Source organism: Planktothricoides raciborskii GIHE-MW2 (assembly GCF_040564635.1).
GTDB lineage: Bacteria > Cyanobacteriota > Cyanobacteriia > Cyanobacteriales > Laspinemataceae > Planktothricoides > Planktothricoides raciborskii.
This window is the reverse complement of the sequence record NZ_CP159837.1, coordinates 122,578-142,630: the sequence shown is the minus strand read 5'-3', so window position 1 is coordinate 142,630 and position 20,053 is coordinate 122,578. Positions and strand designations below refer to the sequence as shown.

General features: G+C 42.7%; 17 protein-coding genes and 2 pseudogenes. 11 read left to right on the top strand and 8 right to left on the bottom strand.

The annotated features are described in order from the left end of the window. Positions 1-114: 114 nt before the first annotated feature. Positions 115-975: a M23 family metallopeptidase gene (locus ABWT76_RS00495; protein WP_197285340.1), complete on the top strand. Its 861-nt coding sequence runs from the start codon at positions 115-117 to the stop codon at positions 973-975. Between the two features lie 50 nt (positions 976-1,025). Here ABWT76_RS00495 and ABWT76_RS00490 read toward each other — a convergent pair whose 3' ends face one another. The 8 genes and pseudogenes from ABWT76_RS00490 to ABWT76_RS00455 form a co-directional block, all read right to left on the bottom strand. After that, positions 1,026-2,810 (bottom strand): glycosyltransferase family 39 protein, encoded by a 1,785-nt coding sequence (locus ABWT76_RS00490; RefSeq protein WP_354635473.1) that lies wholly within the window; start codon positions 2,808-2,810, stop codon positions 1,026-1,028. 239 nt (positions 2,811-3,049) lie between these two features. Continuing rightward, positions 3,050-6,085 carry a hybrid sensor histidine kinase/response regulator gene (locus ABWT76_RS00485; protein ID WP_231636854.1) on the bottom strand — a complete coding sequence of 1,012 codons (3,036 nt, stop codon included), beginning with the start codon at positions 6,083-6,085 and terminating at the stop codon, positions 3,050-3,052. Between the two features lie 273 nt (positions 6,086-6,358). After that, complete coding sequence (locus ABWT76_RS00480) at positions 6,359-7,786, bottom strand: methyl-accepting chemotaxis protein (protein ID WP_190879017.1); 1,428 nt, start codon at positions 7,784-7,786, stop codon at positions 6,359-6,361. Between the two features lie 1,501 nt (positions 7,787-9,287). Then, positions 9,288-10,220, bottom strand: coding sequence for a CHAT domain-containing protein (locus ABWT76_RS00475; protein WP_354635472.1), 933 nt, complete (start codon positions 10,218-10,220; stop codon positions 9,288-9,290). 345 nt (positions 10,221-10,565) lie between these two features. Beyond that, on the bottom strand, positions 10,566-11,327 hold the full coding sequence (locus ABWT76_RS00470; protein WP_354635471.1) for a tetratricopeptide repeat protein: 762 nt from the start codon (positions 11,325-11,327) through the stop codon (positions 10,566-10,568). 190 nt (positions 11,328-11,517) lie between these two features. Then, positions 11,518-11,607 (bottom strand): annotated as a pseudogene (locus tag ABWT76_RS00465) (CHAT domain-containing protein); the annotation flags it as partial. Between the two features lie 73 nt (positions 11,608-11,680). After that, positions 11,681-11,999, bottom strand: a pseudogene (locus ABWT76_RS00460) (RNA-guided endonuclease InsQ/TnpB family protein); the annotation flags it as partial. Then, positions 11,993-12,190, bottom strand: a complete 198-nt coding sequence (locus ABWT76_RS00455; RefSeq protein WP_354636453.1) for a recombinase family protein — start codon at positions 12,188-12,190, stop codon at positions 11,993-11,995. The pseudogene ABWT76_RS00460 and the gene ABWT76_RS00455, both read right to left, overlap by 7 nt. Before the next feature lie 241 nt (positions 12,191-12,431). Between ABWT76_RS00455 and ABWT76_RS00450 the strand changes: the two genes are divergently transcribed. The 10 genes from ABWT76_RS00450 to ABWT76_RS00405 all read left to right on the top strand — a co-directional run bounded on the left by ABWT76_RS00450 (position 12,432) and on the right by ABWT76_RS00405 (position 20,053). Then, on the top strand, positions 12,432-12,683 hold the full coding sequence (locus tag ABWT76_RS00450; RefSeq protein WP_054469757.1) for a PleD family two-component system response regulator: 252 nt from the start codon (positions 12,432-12,434) through the stop codon (positions 12,681-12,683). Positions 12,684-12,723: 40 nt separating this feature from the next. Beyond that, positions 12,724-12,870, top strand: coding sequence for a hypothetical protein (locus tag ABWT76_RS00445; protein ID WP_354635470.1), 147 nt, complete (start codon positions 12,724-12,726; stop codon positions 12,868-12,870). 116 nt (positions 12,871-12,986) lie between these two features. Beyond that, the gene (locus ABWT76_RS00440; RefSeq protein WP_054469755.1) at positions 12,987-13,574 is read left to right on the top strand and encodes an IS607 family transposase; all 588 of its coding nucleotides are present in this window, start codon (positions 12,987-12,989) and stop codon (positions 13,572-13,574) included. Further along, positions 13,489-14,118 carry a transposase gene (locus ABWT76_RS00435; protein ID WP_354635469.1) on the top strand — a complete coding sequence of 210 codons (630 nt, stop codon included), beginning with the start codon at positions 13,489-13,491 and terminating at the stop codon, positions 14,116-14,118. The genes ABWT76_RS00440 and ABWT76_RS00435 overlap by 86 nt, the downstream gene beginning before the upstream one ends. A gap of 39 nt (positions 14,119-14,157) precedes the next feature. Next, on the top strand, positions 14,158-14,487 hold the full coding sequence (locus ABWT76_RS00430) for a hypothetical protein (RefSeq protein WP_197285417.1): 330 nt from the start codon (positions 14,158-14,160) through the stop codon (positions 14,485-14,487). Positions 14,488-15,034: 547 nt separating this feature from the next. After that, positions 15,035-16,810, top strand: a complete 1,776-nt coding sequence (locus ABWT76_RS00425) for a protein-glutamate O-methyltransferase CheR (RefSeq protein WP_054469754.1) — start codon at positions 15,035-15,037, stop codon at positions 16,808-16,810. A gap of 371 nt (positions 16,811-17,181) precedes the next feature. Then, complete coding sequence (locus ABWT76_RS00420) at positions 17,182-18,426, top strand: chemotaxis protein CheW (RefSeq protein ID WP_054469753.1); 1,245 nt, start codon at positions 17,182-17,184, stop codon at positions 18,424-18,426. Positions 18,427-18,575: 149 nt separating this feature from the next. Next, entirely contained in the window at positions 18,576-18,893 is a 318-nt protein-coding gene (locus ABWT76_RS00415) for a hypothetical protein (RefSeq protein WP_190880545.1), read from the top strand. Next, the gene (locus ABWT76_RS00410; protein ID WP_354635468.1) at positions 18,802-19,554 is read left to right on the top strand and encodes a methyl-accepting chemotaxis protein; all 753 of its coding nucleotides are present in this window, start codon (positions 18,802-18,804) and stop codon (positions 19,552-19,554) included. The genes ABWT76_RS00415 and ABWT76_RS00410 overlap by 92 nt, the downstream gene beginning before the upstream one ends. A gap of 121 nt (positions 19,555-19,675) precedes the next feature. After that, a complete protein-coding gene (locus ABWT76_RS00405; RefSeq protein ID WP_054469750.1) occupies positions 19,676-20,053 on the top strand; it encodes a PleD family two-component system response regulator in 378 nt (125 codons plus the stop codon).

Here is a 20,053-nt window from a genome sequence, read left to right as displayed (position 1 = left end):
GTTTGTTAAATAACCAATAACTAATAACTAATAACTTAGAAATTTCTCACATCTATTATTAATATGAATTCACCGTTGAGGCTGTGTTTGCTCTCTACAGTTATATATTTACTTATGCCCGGGTTAAATGCCACGGCCAATCAAATTGCCCAAACAGAAAATCGGCAAATTTCACAGGAATCAGGTTGTCCGTTACCGGCCTTATCCCGGCTGCAAAAGCATCGCATTGCTGCCGGTGAAACCCTGGAAACTATTGCCGCAGAATATAATCTGATTCCTGCCACCCTGATGGGAATGAATCCCATATTACAGCAAGGGAATGCGCCGGTCGGTGCAGAGATTTTGATTCCCCCCTACAACGGCATCCGCGTCGAGGTTCCGGCAGGTGAAACTTGGCAAGACGTAGCCCAAAAGTATAACTTGCGGCCCGATGTTTTGTTTGAGGTGAATGGTTGTCAAGCTAACCCGCGAGTGGTATTTGTTCCTGGAGTCAATTGGTCGCCGATTAATTCCGCAGCATCTGCTAGTCAAGTAGTGCGACAAGGAGTTTTGGGCGGTTTCCCCTTACCAGGGCAGTCAGTAGAATTACTGGGCTATGGCTGGCGCTTACGACCGACCAGCAGTGAAGTGGCTTTTCACAGTGGCGTTGACCTCCAAGCAGCAGTGGGTACTCCCGTGTTGACTGTGGGGGATGGGGTGGTGGCTTTTGCTGACTCCCGTGGGGCTTATGGCAATTTGGTGGTGATTAACCATGCCAGCGGTAAGCAAACTCGTTATGCCCATTTGGAGTTAATGTCGGTGCAACCAGGTCAACAGGTGAAAAAGGGACAACAAATTGGCACTGTAGGCACCACGGGAAGCCCGGATGTTCACGAACCCCATTTGCATTTTGAGGTGCGATCAAATTCCGATCTCGGTTGGGTGGCAGAAGATCCTCAACTGTATTTGCGTTTAGCAAATATGAGCGATCGATAGTTGCTCTGATAATTAATAATTGATAATTAATAATTGATAATTAATAATTATCAATTATTAATTATCAATTGAGCAGATAGATGATAAAGTTTGAGCGTAAATTCATCACTATTCATGGTGCCAGAAACTTGCCAAGTTTTTTCTAATTGAAATTGAGATTCTAAAACTTTTGTGATAGCTTCTTTTTCGGTTTCTGTGGTTGGATTTGACCAAATGGGGGTATGACTATCTATCCAGATAATTCGCTGATATTGACTAGAGGTTTTTTCCTGGCTTTTTTCTAAGCTTTTTTCTAAGGATATCGCTAATTCTGGGGCGGGTTCCGCTAATAGCATGACCGGCAAGTTTGCGGGAATATAATACGCTAACCGCATGACATGACCCCAGGCTTTTGAGTTCATGGCAATTAAGGTGGGACTATTCGGTTCGCCCTGAAGAATATCGGCAATTTGATGAAACATCCAGCGGGGTCGAAGGGTAAAATCTCCCACGTTAATTCCTAAATATAATAAGAGAAGAATTACGGCGAATATTTGAGGCCAACGGGGATTTAATGGGCGCGGCTGAGGGGATTCAGGGGTAGAAGCGGATATTTTGTTTGATACCCTGATTAATTGCATGATTAAAATAGTGAGTAATAGTAAGCAGCCCGGAAGAATAAAAATCATGCTTCTGCCCCACCCAAAGCCTAGGGTAAATTTGCCGGTGATTATATCCACTGCTAAGGCTATTAATAGGGGAAAAAGACTCAATAAAAAGCCTAATATCAGGAGACGGCGCGGAGACTTGATGAATGATTCCGAGAAACCGGGTTTCTTCAAGAAACCCGGTTTATGAGGATTCTGCCACCCATAGATTATCCCTGCGGTGAGTAATCCCATAACCAGAAAACCCGCGATCGCCTGCATAGAATTCGGTAGGCTAGTAGCCCAATCGCCGATTAGTAAATGAATCCCCAGAGTGCTGGCTAAATCTTGTAAATGTTGCAGCATACTCGCGAAAAATCCATTACTGGCATTAAATCGGCCAAAATCAGCATTTCTAAGTTGCTGCAAGGTGCCCCAAAGTGCCCAAGGAATTGTGAGTAAAACTCCGGCGATTAACCGTAATCCATGTTGCCACCAATGTTGCCGATCTAAAAAAAGTACCACGACTCCCAGGGTAATCATCCAATAGGCAAATAAGTAAAAAGTGAGACAACCCGCAGTTACGGAACCGATTAGTAATAATGTCCACAGGAGTTTAGATGAATTAATTTCTAGGGCATTTATTTCTGGGGAATTTATTTCTGGGGAATTTATTTCTGGGGAATTTATTTCTGGGGAATTTATTTCTGGGGAATTTATTTCTGGGGAATTTATTTCTGGGGCATTTATTTCTAGGCGAATCAGTTGTAGCAGAGATAAGGTAGTCAATGTCACCCAAAGAACTAGGGGGCCATACATTCGCAAATTTAGGGAATGAAACAGATAAAATGGATTTATGGCCAATAAAGCGGCGAGTAAAAGTCCGCCACGATGTCCCAAAAGTAGTTTGCCCAAAAAATAGGCAGCAGCGATCGCGGCAATACTGAGAACCACCCCCAAACTCCGCATTCCTGCCTCGCTATTGCCAAACAGATACAGCCAAAAATGTTGACTCAGATAAAATAGTGGGGGATGAGGTTCACCTCCGGCAATTCCTTTGAGTAAATTCACCAAATTAGTCAGAAAGTCGCTCACCCCAGAGGTACGAGGTAAGCTTAACAAAGCAGAATAGTCTGCCAATTTTACCGGCAAATCTCCTGGGGTTTGGTAGGCAATTTTTTGGCCATTACTCAAAAGTAAAGATAGCACTTCATCGTACCAAAACTCTCGCCTACCCAGACAAATAATTCTGAAAAAAATTCCTATCGCGATCGCGCTCCGCACCGCTATCGCGAACGCGCCAAATGTGCAAAATTTTAGAGGGCAAAGTTTACCAACCATGTTTACCAACCAATGTACACCAACCATAACACCAAAACAAAAATAAATTATCATCGCCTATCATCGCCAAAACCGGGTTTCGGCAAGAAACCCGGTTTTTAGGTTGCTTAAATTAATCTTTCGATAGTTTCTAAGAGCATTTGTTGATTAAAACTACTCTTAGTAATATAGGCATTTGCCCCCGCTTCTGCCCCGCGTCGCTTATCATCATCTTTGGCCAGAGATGTCACCAAAATAATCGGCAACTCACTATATTCTTTATGTTGACGAATTTTTGTTGTGAGTCCTAGCCCATCAAGATTAGGCATTTGAATATCGGAAACCACCGCATCAAATTGACGAGTTTTCAGCTTATTCCAACCATCCAAACCATCCACTGCTGTCACCACTTCATAGCCAGCACTTTGGAGAATCCGCTTTTCTTGGGTGCGGGTAGCGATAGAATCTTCTACCAACAAAATGACCTTTTTGCGTTGTTCGGTAATTTTCTCTTCCAGAGGTTGAGCATCGCTAATAATAATAGCTTGTTGGCGGACAGATTTGATCAAGTCTTGGGGGTTTAGTACCATACAAACTTCCCCAGTACCTAATATTGTCGCACCGGAAATATTGCGGACTCGCTTGAGCAGTTTACTTTGAGGTTTCAGGACTACATCTTGCTCATCGATCAGGGCATCTACTAATAATCCTAATCGTTCTTCGCCGATTTGTAGAATAATACAAGGTATTTTATGCTCCTGAGAATTGGTGTTGTCTTCTTGATGACTTTTTGTCTCAAACCTAGTATGATTCCGACTGATTCGCAGATGTTCTGGAATCTTTGAATTAATCGGCAGTAAATCGCTCAATCTGGCCACGGAAATAGGTTGCCCTTCTATAATCATGGTTTTCCGCCCTTCCAAAGAAAAAATCTCATCTTTGGAGATAAACTTGGCCATTTGAACGGCTTCGACGGGCAAAGCATAGACCAGTTGATCCACCTGCACCAACAAAACATGGGCGGTGGCTAAGGTGGTGCCTAATTGGAGTCGTAAGGTGCAACCTTTGCCCGGAGTGGAGTGAACCGCGATCGCGCCTTTGAGTCGTTCTACATTCGTCCGCACCACATCCAAACCCACACCTCTGCCGGAAACTTCCGTGACAAAGGTGCGGGTAGAAAAACCGGGGGCAAAAATTAATGCTTGAATCTGATTGGTGGTCATATTCGCCAGTTCATCAGGACGACAAATGCCGCGTTTCAGGGCTGTTTGCTTAATTTTTTCAAGATCCAATCCCTGACCATCATCACTCACTTCAATAATAATATTGTTAGTGGTTTGGTAGCATTTAATCCGAATCGTTGCCGTCTCCGGTTTGCCCTGCTGTATCCGTTCTTTTGGGGTTTCAATCCCATGATCCACCGCATTCCGAATAATATGAATCAAGGGGTCTTTCATTTCTTCTAGAATCAGCTTATCGGCTCTGGTTTCGGCTCCTTCTAAAATCAGGTTTACTTGTTTACCGTACTCTTTAGCTAGTTCCCTTACCATGCGGGGGAATAAATTCACTATCGTGGACATTGGTAACAGCCGCAAAGTCCGAATTCCTTCTTCTAGCTCATCTACGATCAGATCCAATCGCGCCGTATCTTCATAAATAGAACTTCTTAGACTGCTAATCAACTCACCGAACTTTTGCAGACGGTCTTCTGTGCGATGATGAAAGTTTTTTAACTGCTCCACAGACCCATTACGATTGCCTTTGACTACTTCATCAATACAGAAGCGATTGACAAAGACATCGCGGTTCCACTCTTCCCACAGGCTGACAATTTCTTCTACTTCCGCGAGTCGATGGTTAATCCGACTCTTGGTCACGGTCAATTCACCCGCTTGAGTCATCAGTTCATCCAGATTTCGCGTTTCCACCCGAATGGACTCAATCCGATAAGCCCCGGTTCTGCTCGATGTGCTCGACTGTGTGCTGGTGAAGGGTTCTAAGTCCGAGGTTTTCCTCTCATATGATGAGTCGGCAATGTTGTTGTCCAGGGAACTGGGAACGGGGGAACCGCCATCGCCGCCATCGGCTGCCGGGGAGCCGGAGAAGCCGGGGAGCGGTGGTGCAGGGGAGCCGGGGAGGGAAAGCTCCTCATCTCCTCTGCTCCTCATCTCCTCTGCCACTTGCCTGTTGCCCGTTGCCACTTGCCCGTTGCCCGTTGCCACTTGAGCGGTTAACTGAGCGAGGACATCCGGCACATTAATCCCACTGGGTTCCCCGGTAATTGCTTCATGCACCAGTTGACGGATGGCGTTTAAGCCGAAATAGAGGCGATCGCACAATTCCCCGGTTAGGAAAGTCGTTTCTTCCTTTAAACTGCCTAACAAATGCTCCCATTCATGGGCTAAAGTCGCCACATCTTTCACCCCCAACATCCCCGCATCCCCTTTGAGACTATGGGCTTCTCGGAGCATTTCCGCCAATTTTTCCTGGTTTTGGGGATGGGTCTCTAAATACAGCAAACCTTCATCTAACTTTTGTAGATGATCTTCACTGGCAAATTTGAAAGTCATCCGCAGTTCTTCATCATCAATCAGCAGAGAACTGGTACTTCCGGGTTCAAGGCTCACAGGTGGGGGAATAATTTCTGGTACTTCCGGGCTGACAGGCGACGTTTCTGATGGGATTGGGGCTGGTGGTGGTACTTCATCACTGACAGATGGTGGGACAGATGATGGCACCGACGATGATGCTTCCAGGTTAGCGCGGCTTTCTGGGGATTCCGAGTGAGATTTCGCTCCCATTAATTCAGCCAAGGCATAAAAGGTATTAACTCCACTCGGTTCTCCAGTAATCGCTTCCTGCACTAATTTACGAATAGCGTCTAAACCAGAATAGAGGCGATCGTAAATCCCCTCGCGCAAAGAAGCTTCGCCATCCTTTAATGTCCCCAACAAATGCTCCCATTGGTGGGCTAAAGTTGCCACATCTTTCACCCCCAACATCCCGGCATCCCCTTTTAGACTATGAGCTTCTCGCATCATTTCTGCCAGCTTTTCCTGGTCTTCGGGATGTTTTTCTAAATATAACAACCCTTCATCTAATTTCTGCAAATGTTCTTCACTGGCAAACTGAAAGGTAGTGCGGAGTTCATCATCTTCTATCATCATCGGTTTGTGTCCTTCAACGGATTGGGCAAAATTTTTATAAATTAATCATCAACGATTATCAATATAGTAATCAGTAGTAGTCAGTAAAGTGGGCAAAATTTGCCCACCCTACAAATGGCTTGAAATGATTCCTTGAAATCAATTATATCTACTCCCTGAATTATTCGCACCTTCTGAGCAGGTATAAAATCACCATATCAACGGCAGGGTTTACCCCGTCTCCCCTGACTTAACTTACCGTTGCTACAGCCCGGTTGAACAGGTTCACCGTTAAAGCATAATATCCAAATTTTCCGCAGCGGATTTTAGTTGCTCGGTACTGTTTTTGGTTTCGGCAATCCCGATCGCCGTTTGTTGGGCGCTGCTGTTTAAAATATTCATCGCCCCAACCACTTGTTGAATGGCCGTTGCTTGTTGCTGTGCAGTCAGAGAGATTTTTTGTGAATTTAACACAATATTATTGACCGCATCAACAATTATGGAGGCTGTTGTTTTGCCTTCTTGCGTGGCAGAAACCGTGGCTACCGTAGCCGTTTGAATATCCCGAACCAAATGATTAATTTGCACCGCTGATTCTCGGCTGCGATCGGCCAGTTTACGAATTTCTGTCGCCACCACCCCAAATCCTTTCCCTTGCTCCCCAGCCCGCACCGCTTCTACTGCCGCATTAATAGCCAGCATATTGGTTTGGTCGGCTAAACTACTCACCAGTACAGCAATGGTATTAATTTGCTGTACTTGGTTATTAAGATTTTTAATTTGATCGGCAATTTCTGCAACTTTTTCACTTAAGCTAGAATTGTAGTTGTTATGCCATGCTTCATCTTCTGATTTTTGTTCATTTCCTCTAACTAATAATAACACTTGTCTTGCTCCATTCAGTGCCGCTTCCGCTTGCTCTGCTGATTTCTGAGAAGAAGCTTTAAGTTCATCCATTGTAGTAGTTGTTTCATTCACCGAACTAGCTTGGCTAGAAGCAATCCGCTCTTGTTCTTCACTCGCGATCAAAATCCGCCTCGCACTCTCACTAATATCACTCACCGTATTTTTCAGTTTACCGATAATCGCTTGACTAATCAGATAGCCAAAAGGCGAAGCACCGACTACAGTTAAAAAGACTAAAAACCCAAAAATCCAGAGGGTTTGGGAAAAAATATGTTGAGCTTTTTCCCGTTCTTTAGCGGCATTTTCCAGTTGCAAGTCTCTAAGTTTTCTTAAATAATTGCTAATCGGATCAATGGCTAAATACATGGCATTTTGACCTTGGTTTAATTGAGCAATATTTCCTGCTTTTAATAATATTTTTTCTCTTTCAATTTCTCGATCTGCTTTGATAAATAAACCATATAATTTCTGCATAATCGATTGTTCTTCCTCAGTTTGTTCTGTCAATGAATATCTATCTAAGCTTTGCCGAATTTCTGTCTGAGATCGAGAAATTAAATTTAAAGCTTCATCAGTTGTAATAATCCCCACCCTAGCTTTATTGGTGGCATCAACAATCACCACAGCATAATGATCCAGTAAAGCATTCACTTCTCTTAAAGTAACTACATGATCGTCAAAAATTTTTCCCACTTGTCGATCCATGCGGTAAAATGAATATAACGAGTAACCACTGACTGTTGAGAGAATCACTGCTGGGATAATAAAAAATCCTAAGTACAGTTTATTCCTTAAAGTATTAATCTTGCTCATAGCAAATTTGTGGTGTGACTGATAATTAAGAGTGAATTTGTGTGAATTGTCGGAATTAGGCGAAAGTGCTCCGCACTGCTATCGCGATATTGCTCCGCAACTCTACCGCGATCGCCCTGTCACCTGGGCAACAAAAAACCCACAAGGCAGGGACGCAATGTCCAACTAAACTTTAATGGATAATGGATAATAGAGGAAATTGATGCTTGATAGTCGATAATTAATAGTTAATAATCGATAGTTAATGGTTAGGGATTCTATGGTTGATAGGTAGGGATTCTATGGTTGATAATAAATAGTTGTCAATTATCCATTGTCAATTGTCAATCGTGGACTTTTTCCTCAGACAATCACTTCCTGTATGGAGTAAACAGAAAACTCTTGATCCGAATGCGCGGGCCATGACCGTCTGTACAGGCTCACGCATATAGCCTAGCGGCATAGCGAAAGCTTACCGGGCGACTTCTGCTGTTCGTTCTGTAACAGTTTGGGCGAATACCCGAGATCGCCCATCTCAAATTTTTTCCCCAATACTAATGGAAAGGGAATTGTTACGGTTAAACTTGTTAAGTAGGTGAACATAATTAATACCAATTTTAGAAACTATACAATTCCCAGGTCTATTTGGGCGCAAGCATTGCTCCCCTACTGTTGTATGAATTTTTGTAAATAATATTACCAATTTCAAAAATATTACCAATTTCAAAATAATCCAGAGTCGGTTTTAACCGACTTGCGCTATTAGCCGGGGGTTTTAACCCCAGGTCTATTTGGGCGCAAGCATTGCTCCCCTACTGTTGTATGAATTTTTGTAAATAATATTACCAATTTCAAAATAATCCAGAGTCGGTTTTAACCGACTTGCGCTATTAGCCGGGGGTTTTAACCCCCGGCGATTTATGTACTGGTCTATTTGGGCGCAAGCATTGCTCCCCTACTGTTGTATGAATTTTTGTAAATAATATTACCAATTTCAAAATAATCCAGAGTCGGTTTTAACCGACTTGCGCTATTAGCCGGGGGTTTTAACCCCCGGGGATTTATGTACCCCCGCAATTAACCGACGATTGCGGGGATTAAAATCCCCGTAGGGGTCAACGGCCGTTGACCCCTACAGGCGGTTAAAGGGGTTTTAACCCCCGGGGATTTATGTACCCCCGCAATTAACCGACGATTGCGGGGATTAAAATCCCCGTAGGGGTCAACGGCCGTTGACCCCTACAGGCGGTTAAAGGGGTTTTAACCCCCGGGGATTTATGTACCCCCGCAATTAACCGACGATTGCGGGGATTAAAATCCCCGTAGGGGTCAACGGCCGTTGACCCCTACAGTCGGTTAAAGGGGTTTTAACCCCCGGGGATTTATGTACCCCCGCAATTAACCGACGATTGCGGGGATTAAAATCCCCGTAGGGGTCAACGGCCGTTGACCCCTACAGTCGGTTAAAGGGGTTTTAACCCCCGGGGATTTATCTACCCCCTTTACCGATCTTCATTCTCTGCTATTCTGCTTCACCTATTAAAGTAAACGCCGCCCAATAATAAGGATCAGGATATTGATTTTTCATCGTTAACATCGCTTGTCGTAACGCTTGGGCTTTGTTGGGTGTCGTCTGTAAGTTCTGATAAAATTGTACCATCAATTGAGAGGTTGTTCGATCATCTACAGCCCATAACGACATCACTAAACTCGGAACTCCTGCATTCAAAAACGAACGAGATAACCCAATCATCCCATCCCCGGTTAACTGTCCAAGTCCAGTGTCACAGGCACTTAAAACCACTAATTCTGCATTTAATTTTAAGTCAAAAATTTCATCCGCCGTTAATAATCCATCCTCCGAACCCCCAGGAGTTAACGCTACGCCACTATTTAAAGGTTGAATATTATCAACAAATCCGTGAGTAGCAAAATGAATAATTCGAGCAGTTTTCAAGCGTTCAACTACCGTTGATTCTGTTGCATTGGCTCCAATTAAAGCCGAAGTATTGAACATTTTAGCAATCTCAATCGCTTCTTTTTCAGCATAGTGAAGGGGGGCTAACGGTTTAGGTTCTTCCCCTGGACTCGGTGCAAGTTTCGGCATTTGCGGATTACCCACAATCACAATATCTTGGGCAGAAGAAGATAAATTTTGCCGTTTTTTGTGACTTGTTTCTAACACAGTAATGGCAGGAGACATTAAAATTGTATGTTTTTCAATTAAGAATTTTCCTTCTTCATCTACCAAAGCAGCAAAAGGTAGATAAAATAAAGCATCTGTGGGAACAAAAATCACTCGTTCATCTGGGTTAGTCGGTAATAAATCTTCAATGGGTTTAATTAACAGTTTATGGAGTTTTTTTAACTCTCGATATTGATGCGGATTAATATCGATATTCTGTGCTTCTCTTAGAGCATAAGCTTGGGAATTAAATAGAGGACTGCTTGTCAAATTAGAACGAGTTACATTAGAACTAGGTGAAGCGGTAATAAAATCACTTCTACAGGCATCATTACCAAAGCAACGCGCTGCGAAAATGAGATGACCTAGAGAGGTGTTTTGTTCTTGCCAAAGGGGTTTAAGATCGGCTTGTCTAAACTCAACTTCTCCTGTGGGCTTAATTACCCAAATATATAATTCTGATTCTAGGTTTTGTTGTTTACGTGAAAATTCATCGGAAATCCTAGAATATTGAACAATTGTTGCATTTTGTTGTCGAGCAATTGCTTAGAGTTGGGCTAAAGAAACAACCGGAGAAAAGGGTTCTGAATTGGGGTTGAATCGTTGAGTTAATAACTAGACTAACGCTCTCCCCCGACCTCGTTCAGAAACTTCTAAAGCTGGCTCAGTTTTATTTTGAGCAATTAAAACTTGTTGAAGCAGATTATAGGAATTGCGTTGAGTGTCGGAAAGAGATACTTTATCGAGGTCGTCTTGAATTCCTTGTCGCAGAGATTCCTTAACTTCGAGACTAGAAAACAGATATTTTTCATGTTCAGGAAAATTCTTCAATTTAAACAAAGCAAGACCCAAATTATAGAGAGCAGTTCCTTCTCCATTGCGATCGCCGATTTCACGGGCAATGGTTAAAGACTGTTGATAAAACTCAATTGCTTTTTGATATTGTCCTAAGTCACTGTAAGCAAGACCCAAACCTATGAGAGCATTTCCTTCTCCATTGCGATCGCCGATTTCACGTTTAATAGTTAAAGACTGTTGATAAAACTCTTCTGCTGCTTTTTGATATTGTCCTAAGCTATTGTAAGCATTACCCAAACCTATGAGAGCATTTCCTTCTTCATTGCGATCGCCGATTTCACGGAAAATGTTTAATGCAGTTTCTAAAGACTGAATTGCGGCTTGGTATTGGCTAGTTGTATATTGTTGTCTTCCCTGATTTAATAATCGGTCTGCTTCGGCTTTTCGTTCTGTAACTGTTTGGGCGAATACTCCATTACCCATCTCAAATTTTTTCCCCAATAGGAGTGGAGAGGGAATTGTTAGGGTTAAACTGGTTAATAAAGTGAATAAAGCGATTAATCCTAGACGTGGGTTCATGGTACTGGGGTAGATACTTCAGGTATTAGTATCAATTTAACCTCGTTTTTGGCGAGCGGCAATATTATTAAAAAATTGTTATTAAATTTATTAAAATTTTACATTTTTTTTACCTATCTGCCAGGGAGGGCGGGTTGCTACCTCTATGTTGATAGTAGTAAAAGAAAACCTACCTGGGATTGGGGAGATATTATTCTGCTTGACCCATTAAAGCAAATGCCGCCCAAAAATAAGGATTGGGATTTTGATTTTTCATCGTTAACATCGCTTGTCGTAACGTTTGGGCTTTGTCCGGTGTCTATACTGATGCCTTTCCATCACGCTTGCTTACACGGCTGAACTATCCGCGTTTTCTAAATTAATTTAATTGCCGCATTTAAGTCACGATAAGAGTGAGATGTGAAAGTTCGGACAATCATACTGTCTTTGATCTAGTGGCATTTTTTGTCGGTGTCCGCAATTGCAACATATCTGTGAACTGGGATACCAGGGGTCAATCAGCGTTAATTTGCTCCCATACCACTCGCATTTATACTCAAGCTGACGACGAAACTCATAAAACCCACCATCAGCAATAGCACCAGCCAGCTTGTGATTTTTTAGCATCCCTGACACATTTAAGTCTTCGATTTTGACTTCACCGTGATTCTTGGCTAAGTAAGTTGTTAATCTTGGATAATTTCATGCTCCCAGCCATTTTGAGCGCAGAACAATTCAATAATTTCCTTTTGACGTTCTAGGTCTTGTTTCTGGTCGTGACTACTGACTCGTGCATAACCGATTGTATAGGCTCTATGAGATTCAACAGCCAGTAATTGAGACATAGAGTGTCTCCGATGACCAGACCCTCTACGCTCAGGGATTAATTTCCCTTCTGATTCCCAACGTCTTAATGTAGATGGTGATACTCTGCATAATTTTTGCTGCTTCGTAAATACTAAACTTACTCATAACCTTATGATAGCAAAAAAAACGAGTAAGTTTAACCAACTTTAGTCAGAAATTTAAACCCTGTCTCCAGCCCTAGATTATTTCATTAAAGCTGGTAAAATATCCCTGACGACTCCCGCCGATATTCCCTCTCCTATAGAACAATTCTTATTGGTGCGTTCAGCCTTAAAACTACCCAGGAAAAAACCTTTAATTGCCTGTATTGATGATAGCCCGATAACTGCCGAAAGATTGGAGCAAATTTTGCAACCCGCCGGGTTTAGAGTCCTAAAAATTAATAACCCAATGCAGGGATTTGCCAAGCTGGCCGAAGAAAAACCGGATTTGATTTTTCTAGATGTGGTCATGCCGCAAACCAGCGGTTATAATGTATGTAGCTGTTTTACGGCAGAGTTCTTTGTTTAGGGACACGCCGATTATTATTCTAACCAGCCAAAATGGATTAATGGATCGAACCAAAGCTAAATTGAATGGGGCGTCGGACTTTTTATCCAAACCACCCGACCTCCATCAAGTTCTGGAAATTGTTAAAAAATACTTGCAACAAAGTTCGACAGAAAACTTGCCCGTCGGTTCCCCAGCAATCGCCTAAAGCCCGGATGCAGGATCAATCATAGAGTCTCTTCCTGGCGCGCCAATTCACTGAACAACGATTGACAAAGCTGAACAATTGCGTTAAGCTAGACGAGTACACAACAAGCGAGCTAAATGCCGAAATATACATCACCAAGTGAAACCTCTCAATACTTTGGTGTATGCTTACATACCCTAAGAAGATGGGAAAGAGACGGCAAGATTCAAGCCATAAGAACACCATCAGGGCAGAGGCGATATGATATTGCGTCTTACACGGGAATTTCAAACGAGAGAACGCAACGGGCAATTATCGCTTACGCCCGCGTTTCAAGCCGTGGACAAAAAGCAGACCTCGATCGCCAAGCTGCAAAATTACTCGAACTCTACCCTAACGCCGAGCTCGTCACTGATATCGCCAGTGGTCTTAATTTCAAAAGAAAAGGACTTAGAGCCATTTTGGAGCGAGTCCGTCAAGGCGATGTCGGATTTATTGTGGTTGCCCACAGAGACAGACTTGTCCGTTTCGGGTTTGATCTCATTTCCTGGTTGTGTGAACTTGACGGCACAAAAATCTTGGTTCTCAACCAAGACAGTTTATCCCCAGAACGAGAATTGGTTGAGGACATCCTTGCCATTGTTCACATCTTCAGTCGCCAACTCTACAGACTTACAAAATATAAGTCTGCAATCAAAGAAGATCCGGATTTATCCCAGTCCTGAACTGGAAAAAATTTGGAAAAAATGGCGGGCGGCTTGCCGTTATTGTTTTAACCAAGCGATCGCCATGCAGCGTCAATCAACGACTCGGATTGGTAAGCTAAAATTGCGAAATCTGGTCATGCAATCGGATTTACCTCAGTGGGTTAAAGAAACGCCTTGCCATATCAGACAAAATGCTATCTTTGACGCACATCAAGCCTATAAAGCGAGCCGTGATGCCCGATTCCGAAGTGTCCGTAACCCCCGACAGACCATCAAATTCAATGATGACAATTTCACCAAAGGAACATGGTATAGCAGGTTAACAAATACGCTTAAGTTTAAGGCAAGTGAACCTATACCAGATAAATGGGATTATGGCACTCAATTGACTTATCGGCGTGGTAAATGGTTCGCTGTTTTTCCTGAACCTGTAATTAAAAGTCATACATCTTCAAGGAAAATAATTGCCTTAGACCCTGGGGTCAGAACTTTTTTGACTGGGTATGACGGCGATCGAGTCATTGAAATTGGCAACGGCGACATGGGTCGAATTACTCGATGATGTCAACACGAATATGATTTAATTAGTCGCTCGACTAAAGTGAATGCCAAACGACGCCGTTCCATGAGAAAAGCGGCTAATCGGATTCGAGAAAAGATCCAAAACTTAATTGACGAAGTGCATAAAAAAGCAGCCCATTACCTGACTAATAACTATGGATTAATTTTTCTACCTCGCTTTGAGTCTTCCCTTATGGTAGCCAAGTCAAGAAGAAAAATTAGGTCTAAAACAGTCAGAAGTATGCTGACTTGGGGAGCCTGTGCGGTCTTGGGGTTTCCCCAAGTGGAGCAGCTAAAATACTCTGGCTTCAAACATCCCCAGCACCTTACCCTCGATTGTCTCGAAGATCGCCGTCAACATCTTGGCTAAAACATCTTGGCTAAAACATCTTGGCTAAAACATCTTGGCTAAGACATCTTGGCTAAGACATCTTGGCTAAGACATCTTGGCTAAGACATCTTGGCTAAGACATCTTGGCTAAGACATCTTGGCTAAGACATCTTGGCTAAAACATCTTGGCTAAAACATCGCCATTTTTTGTTATAAATAGTCAAAGAGTGCGATCGGGAATGAGAAACATTGAATGCAATCCTTGGTAGGATCTCAAGGCAGTGCCTAAATAATTAGGCCAATTAGACCTCAAAGGGGTGTGCGAACCTCAGAGGGCTGATGCGCGGTGTCGTTTGAGTATCCTAGATTATGGCCGCTATGTTGCCTCTGATAGAATACCTAACTCTTGGTTTTTAGTTTGAATTCTTAATTTGAATTCTTAATTTGAATTCTTAATTTGAATTCTTAATTTGAATTCTTAATTTGAATTCTTAATTTGATCGCTGTCGCACAATTTTTTTTGGATGAGTTGGTATAAAAAAGCCAGAAGCTTACCTTTATTAAACGCCATTAAAAAACTATTCTAATGAATCAATTTTTAATCGAGCATTTTGTTAAAATCATTGCCCATAATACGGGGTTATTCATTCGCCCCCAAGATTGGCACACTTTACAGAGAAAGCTTTTGGTGCGTGTCAACGCCTTAAAATTATCTTCTTTAGAAGAGTATTATCAGCTTTTAAGCAAAGATACTTACCAAAATCGAATCCAATTACAGCTTTCTTCTCCTTTTTCTTATCCTTTGAAACCGGCGATGGACAATGGTGATAATGGGCTATCATCAGAAATGGGCGGTCAAAAGGAATGGAAAGAACTGCTGCAACTGTTGACCACTGGAGAAAGTTATTTTTTTAGAGATTCTGGTCAATTTTTATTGTTAAAGAATATCATTTTGCCCGAATTAATTGCCGAGCAAAGAAAAGTCTGGCAGCAACAGGGAAAAGATCGGCCTACCTTGCGAATCTGGAGTGCGGGCTGCTCAACGGGTGAAGAACCTTATTCTTTGGCGATTTTACTCACAGAAATAATTCCCGATTGGCAATTTTGGCATCTGCATATTGTAGGCACGGATATTAATAGCGATTCGATCAAAAAAGCCAAAAAAGGACTATATGGTTCTTGGTCATTTCGCACCGTGGATGAGCAGAAAAAAAATTCTTATTTTATTCCGGGAAAAAGTGGCTGGCAAATCAAAGATTCAATTAAGCAGTTAGTCAAGTTTGAATATGGTAATTTAGTCAAGGATAATTTCCCAGATTTTAGCGCCGATATCGCTAATATAGATTTGATTGTCTGCCGCAATGTTTTTGTCTATTTTGAAGCGGAGGCGATCGCCCATGTGCTGAGAAAATTTTATCAGACCTTAAGACCGGGGGGCTATTTGTTCACTGCCCATGCAGAACTTTATGGTCAGCAACTTGATGGGTTTTCGACGAAAGTTTTTCCGGAATCGGTGGTTTATCAACGACCCTTAGTGTCAGACTTTGTAGACACCCATCCGGGACATACCGGAGAACTACAACTGCCACACAAAGGTCAGATCGCAGTGGATCTCCCTAATGGGCGATCGGCTGATTTTTCTAACTCGTTATCTTCATCTTACTTACATCCCACCCATCACCCGAAAGCCCACAACTCTCGGTTGAAACATCATTTAATCAATCCCAAGCTGGATGCAAATATGACGCCAATTGCTTCGGGCAGCCCTCACGATTCTTTATCCTTGAGTATCGTGCCGCCCATTGCGGAACCCTTGGAATTAGGGGCTTTAGAATCAGAGGTCAGCCTCTCGTCAGCGGAAACATCCGTGGATGTCAAACTGGAAGAACTCAATTTACTGTTTAAAACCCATCAATATTCTGAAGTCATTAAAATCGCCAAAAAAATAATTAGTGTAGATCCGAACAATTGTGAAGCTTATTATCTGCTGGCGAAAACTTTTGCCAATTTAGGGAACTATCTAGAAGCCGAAAAATATTGTCATCAGGCAATTAAACTAAACTATAACTGGATTGAACCTTATTATCTGATGGCAGGCATCGCGGAAGAAAAAGGAGATGTGGATACGGCTAAGTCTATTTTAAGAAAAATTATCTATTTATTTCCTTCTTCAATTGATGCTTATTTGCAAATTGCAGAACTTTACGAAAAAGAAGGGGATTTTACTAGAGCCAAGAAAATGAGAATTAATGTAATTTTTTTGTTAGAAAAAATGCCGATTAATACCTGGATTGGCCGGGAAGATGATCAAATCAAAGTCGAAGATTTATTAAAGTATATGAAAAAACTATTAGTAGATTAAGGTTTTTTCGCGGCTAATGGTCTGATGCTTTGTGATGCTTTGGGCTGAGAGGAGGCTCTCAGTCCGGTAAAAATCGGGGAAAGCCCCCTAAGCTGGGGGCAGAGGCGAGGAATAACTAGGGTTTTTACGCCCATTACATCCTTGATATACCCGCCGATTATACTTGGATTAAGTGTTAAATTTTTGTTAAATTTTTGTTAAATTTTTGGGCAAATTTGTCTTGAGAAAAACCGGCTTGACTGGGGGATAATTCAGGCCAACTTCCGCCCCCTGAATTTTTACTATAACTGGCTTTCAAATACCTCCAATAATGATATATTTAAACAGAAGCTTTTACAAGCCGGTTTAATCAATGACTCAGAATTGTTACAATGGAACATAAATCTTATTTAATCTTTAAACTTAATCAACATCGTTATGGTTTGGAAACATCTGTGGTGCAAGAAATTTTCTTCTTGCCAGAGTTGACTCCGGTTGAAGAGGCTCCACGGGATATTGTGGGTGTATTGAATTTGCGGGGAAATATTTTGCCCGTGATGGATTTGGCGTTGCGGTTTGGCCATCGCTCGATGGAATACCAGATTACGGATAGCGTGATTGTGATCCAGTGGCAAGGCTTCAGTGTGGGCATAATTGTTAACGCCGTTGAAGAAGTGAAAGAAATTGAAACAGCCCTGATCCAGACGCAAATTTCTTACGGACGCAAAATTACCACGGAAGCACACCATTTTGTCGCGGGTTTTGCCAAACTCAATACGGATATTGTCACCTTACTCAATCCTCAAAATCTGATCGAGTATTCTGAAGTGGTGAATCCCCTGATTCCCTTTCCAGGCAAAAAGAATCCTTCTCTGAGGCAAAGTGGTTCTGAAGATCCAGAGTTGGTGGATCGATTTGACCCAGAAGCAGAGATGACTCCTATTGCTGGAACCTCGGACCCCCAAAAAAAGTATCGCTTCGGGGCGCTTCGCGAAGCCCCCAAAGCAATACCTGGGGCTGAAACAATGTCAGGGGCTTCCCGGGACAAAAGCACCGAGTTGCCCGATCGCGGCGATCCTCGGGTTGATGGTTATGAGTATTTTTGTCCCGAAGCCACTCTGGAAGAACGAGCGATTTTTCGGGAGCGGGCGGCTAATTTAATTTTAGCCAGCGATCGCCAAGATATTGCTGGTTTAATGTCTTTAGCCGTGGTGATGTTAAATGGAGAATACTTTGGCTTGGATCTCAACTTAGTCCGGGAGTTTACGGAGATCCGACAAATCACTCCAGTTCCTTGTTGTGCAGATTTTATTCTGGGTAATATGAACCTGCGAGGTGAAATTGTCACCTTAGTAGATATTCGCCAGTTTTTAAACCTCTCTGGGGACGGCGTGAATGACGTAGCCAAAGCGATGGTTGTGCATCTGAAAGATATTGTGGCGGGAATTACGATTGATGAAGTCTGTGATGTGATTTACCTCCAGCCATATGAGATTAAGGCCGCACCGACTTCTGGACATTCCGGCAATAATGAATATCTACGGGGAACGGCTCCCTACCGAGACAAAATCCTTGGATTGATTGATTTTAATAAAATGATTACAGAGCATGAATTAGTAGTGAATCAAGAAGGCTAAACGATTTCGCGATCATCTCCGTTAAAAATTCGCTACACCGCTCTCTAATCAGAAACAGTTGGGTGAAATTATTCAGCAAACTACACAACAGTTGACCCAAGAGACTTCCGAAGCTAATCCAAAAATGCCAAAAAGTAATCTGGTGGCTCATGTTTTACAATACAACGTTTACCCAGTCCAACCAACTCACCAATGCCCTAGATCCCTTGATTTTTCAAGCGGATCAAATTCAATCGGTGCAAGAGATGACGGCTTCAAGAGCGATCGCTCAGTTGCGTTGGATCATCGTTGGCGGTACTTTTATCTTTGGGATCGTAGCGATCGGACTCAGTACATGGCTAACACGCTCGGATTTCTGGCAGAATTACCGAGTCAATGAATATCATTGCGGCCTCAGCGAGTCAGATTGCCACTACCGTAGAACAACAAGAACGCACCACCGTGGGTCAATCCAATTCGGTGAATAAAACCACGGTGACTATTGAGCAGTTAAATGTCTCTTCTCAACAAACCACCAAACAAGCAGAAATTGCTGCTAACCGAGTGCGAGAAGTTTTGGCACTGGTGGAGCAATACCCAGAATTCCTGGTTGCTCAAGACCCAACTCTCAAACAAATTATGAATGGGATTTCTCAGCAAATTTTGCGCTTGAGCGAACAGAGCAATCAGATTGCCAATATTTCTGATTTGGTCGGGGACATTGCCAGTCAGACTAATATGCTATCCCTGAATGCGGCTGTGGAAGCAGCCAGAGCCGGAGATCATGGGAAGGGGTTTGCGGTCGTGGCGGCGGAAATTCGCAAATTGGCGGAGCAAAGTAAACAATCTGCTAAAAAAATTCGCGAGATCGTCGGCCAGATCCAACGGTCGATGGAGTCTTCCGTCACCGTCACGGAACAAGCGAACCAAACGGTGAACAAAATTGTGTCAGCGATTAATGAAGTAGCCCTGAGTAATCAGCAAATCTCTATGAGCGCCAAACAGCAGCAAACTGCCCTGCAACAGATTGTTTTAGCGATGAACGAAATTAACCGCTTGGCGGCACAGATTGCGATCGGCATTTCCCAAGCCAAAAATACAACTAAAGAGTTAAACTTCGTAGTCCAAGATTTTCAGGACATGGTATAACCAAACAAGCCCAGGGAACTCATCAACCCAGCCACCTAAAATTGGAGTAACATTGATAACTCCATCCAAACTTAGTCCCATAAAGCTTGATTTTATTTGTACAACCTTAGAGGTAAATTGTATGAAAAAGATTTTGGTAATTGATGATTCTTCTACCATGCGACGGATGGTCAAAAAATCCTTAGAAAAAATAGAAAATGTTAAGTTCGATGAAGCCAGCAGTGGCCTGGAAGCGATCGAGCGTTTAGTCTTTGGTCCGGTTGATTTAATGGTATTAGACTTAAATATGCCGGATATGCATGGTTTAGAAGTCCTTAAATTTGTGCGGAACCACGAAAGCTACCGAGAAATCCCGGTAATTGTTTTAACAACCCGCAACGACGACGCCAGTTGTGTCGCCGCTTTAGCGGCTGGAGCTTCAAGATATATCACTAAACCATTTGAACCGCAAGTGCTATCGGCACAAGCCAACGTTTTGTTGAATTATCAAGAGGGATAA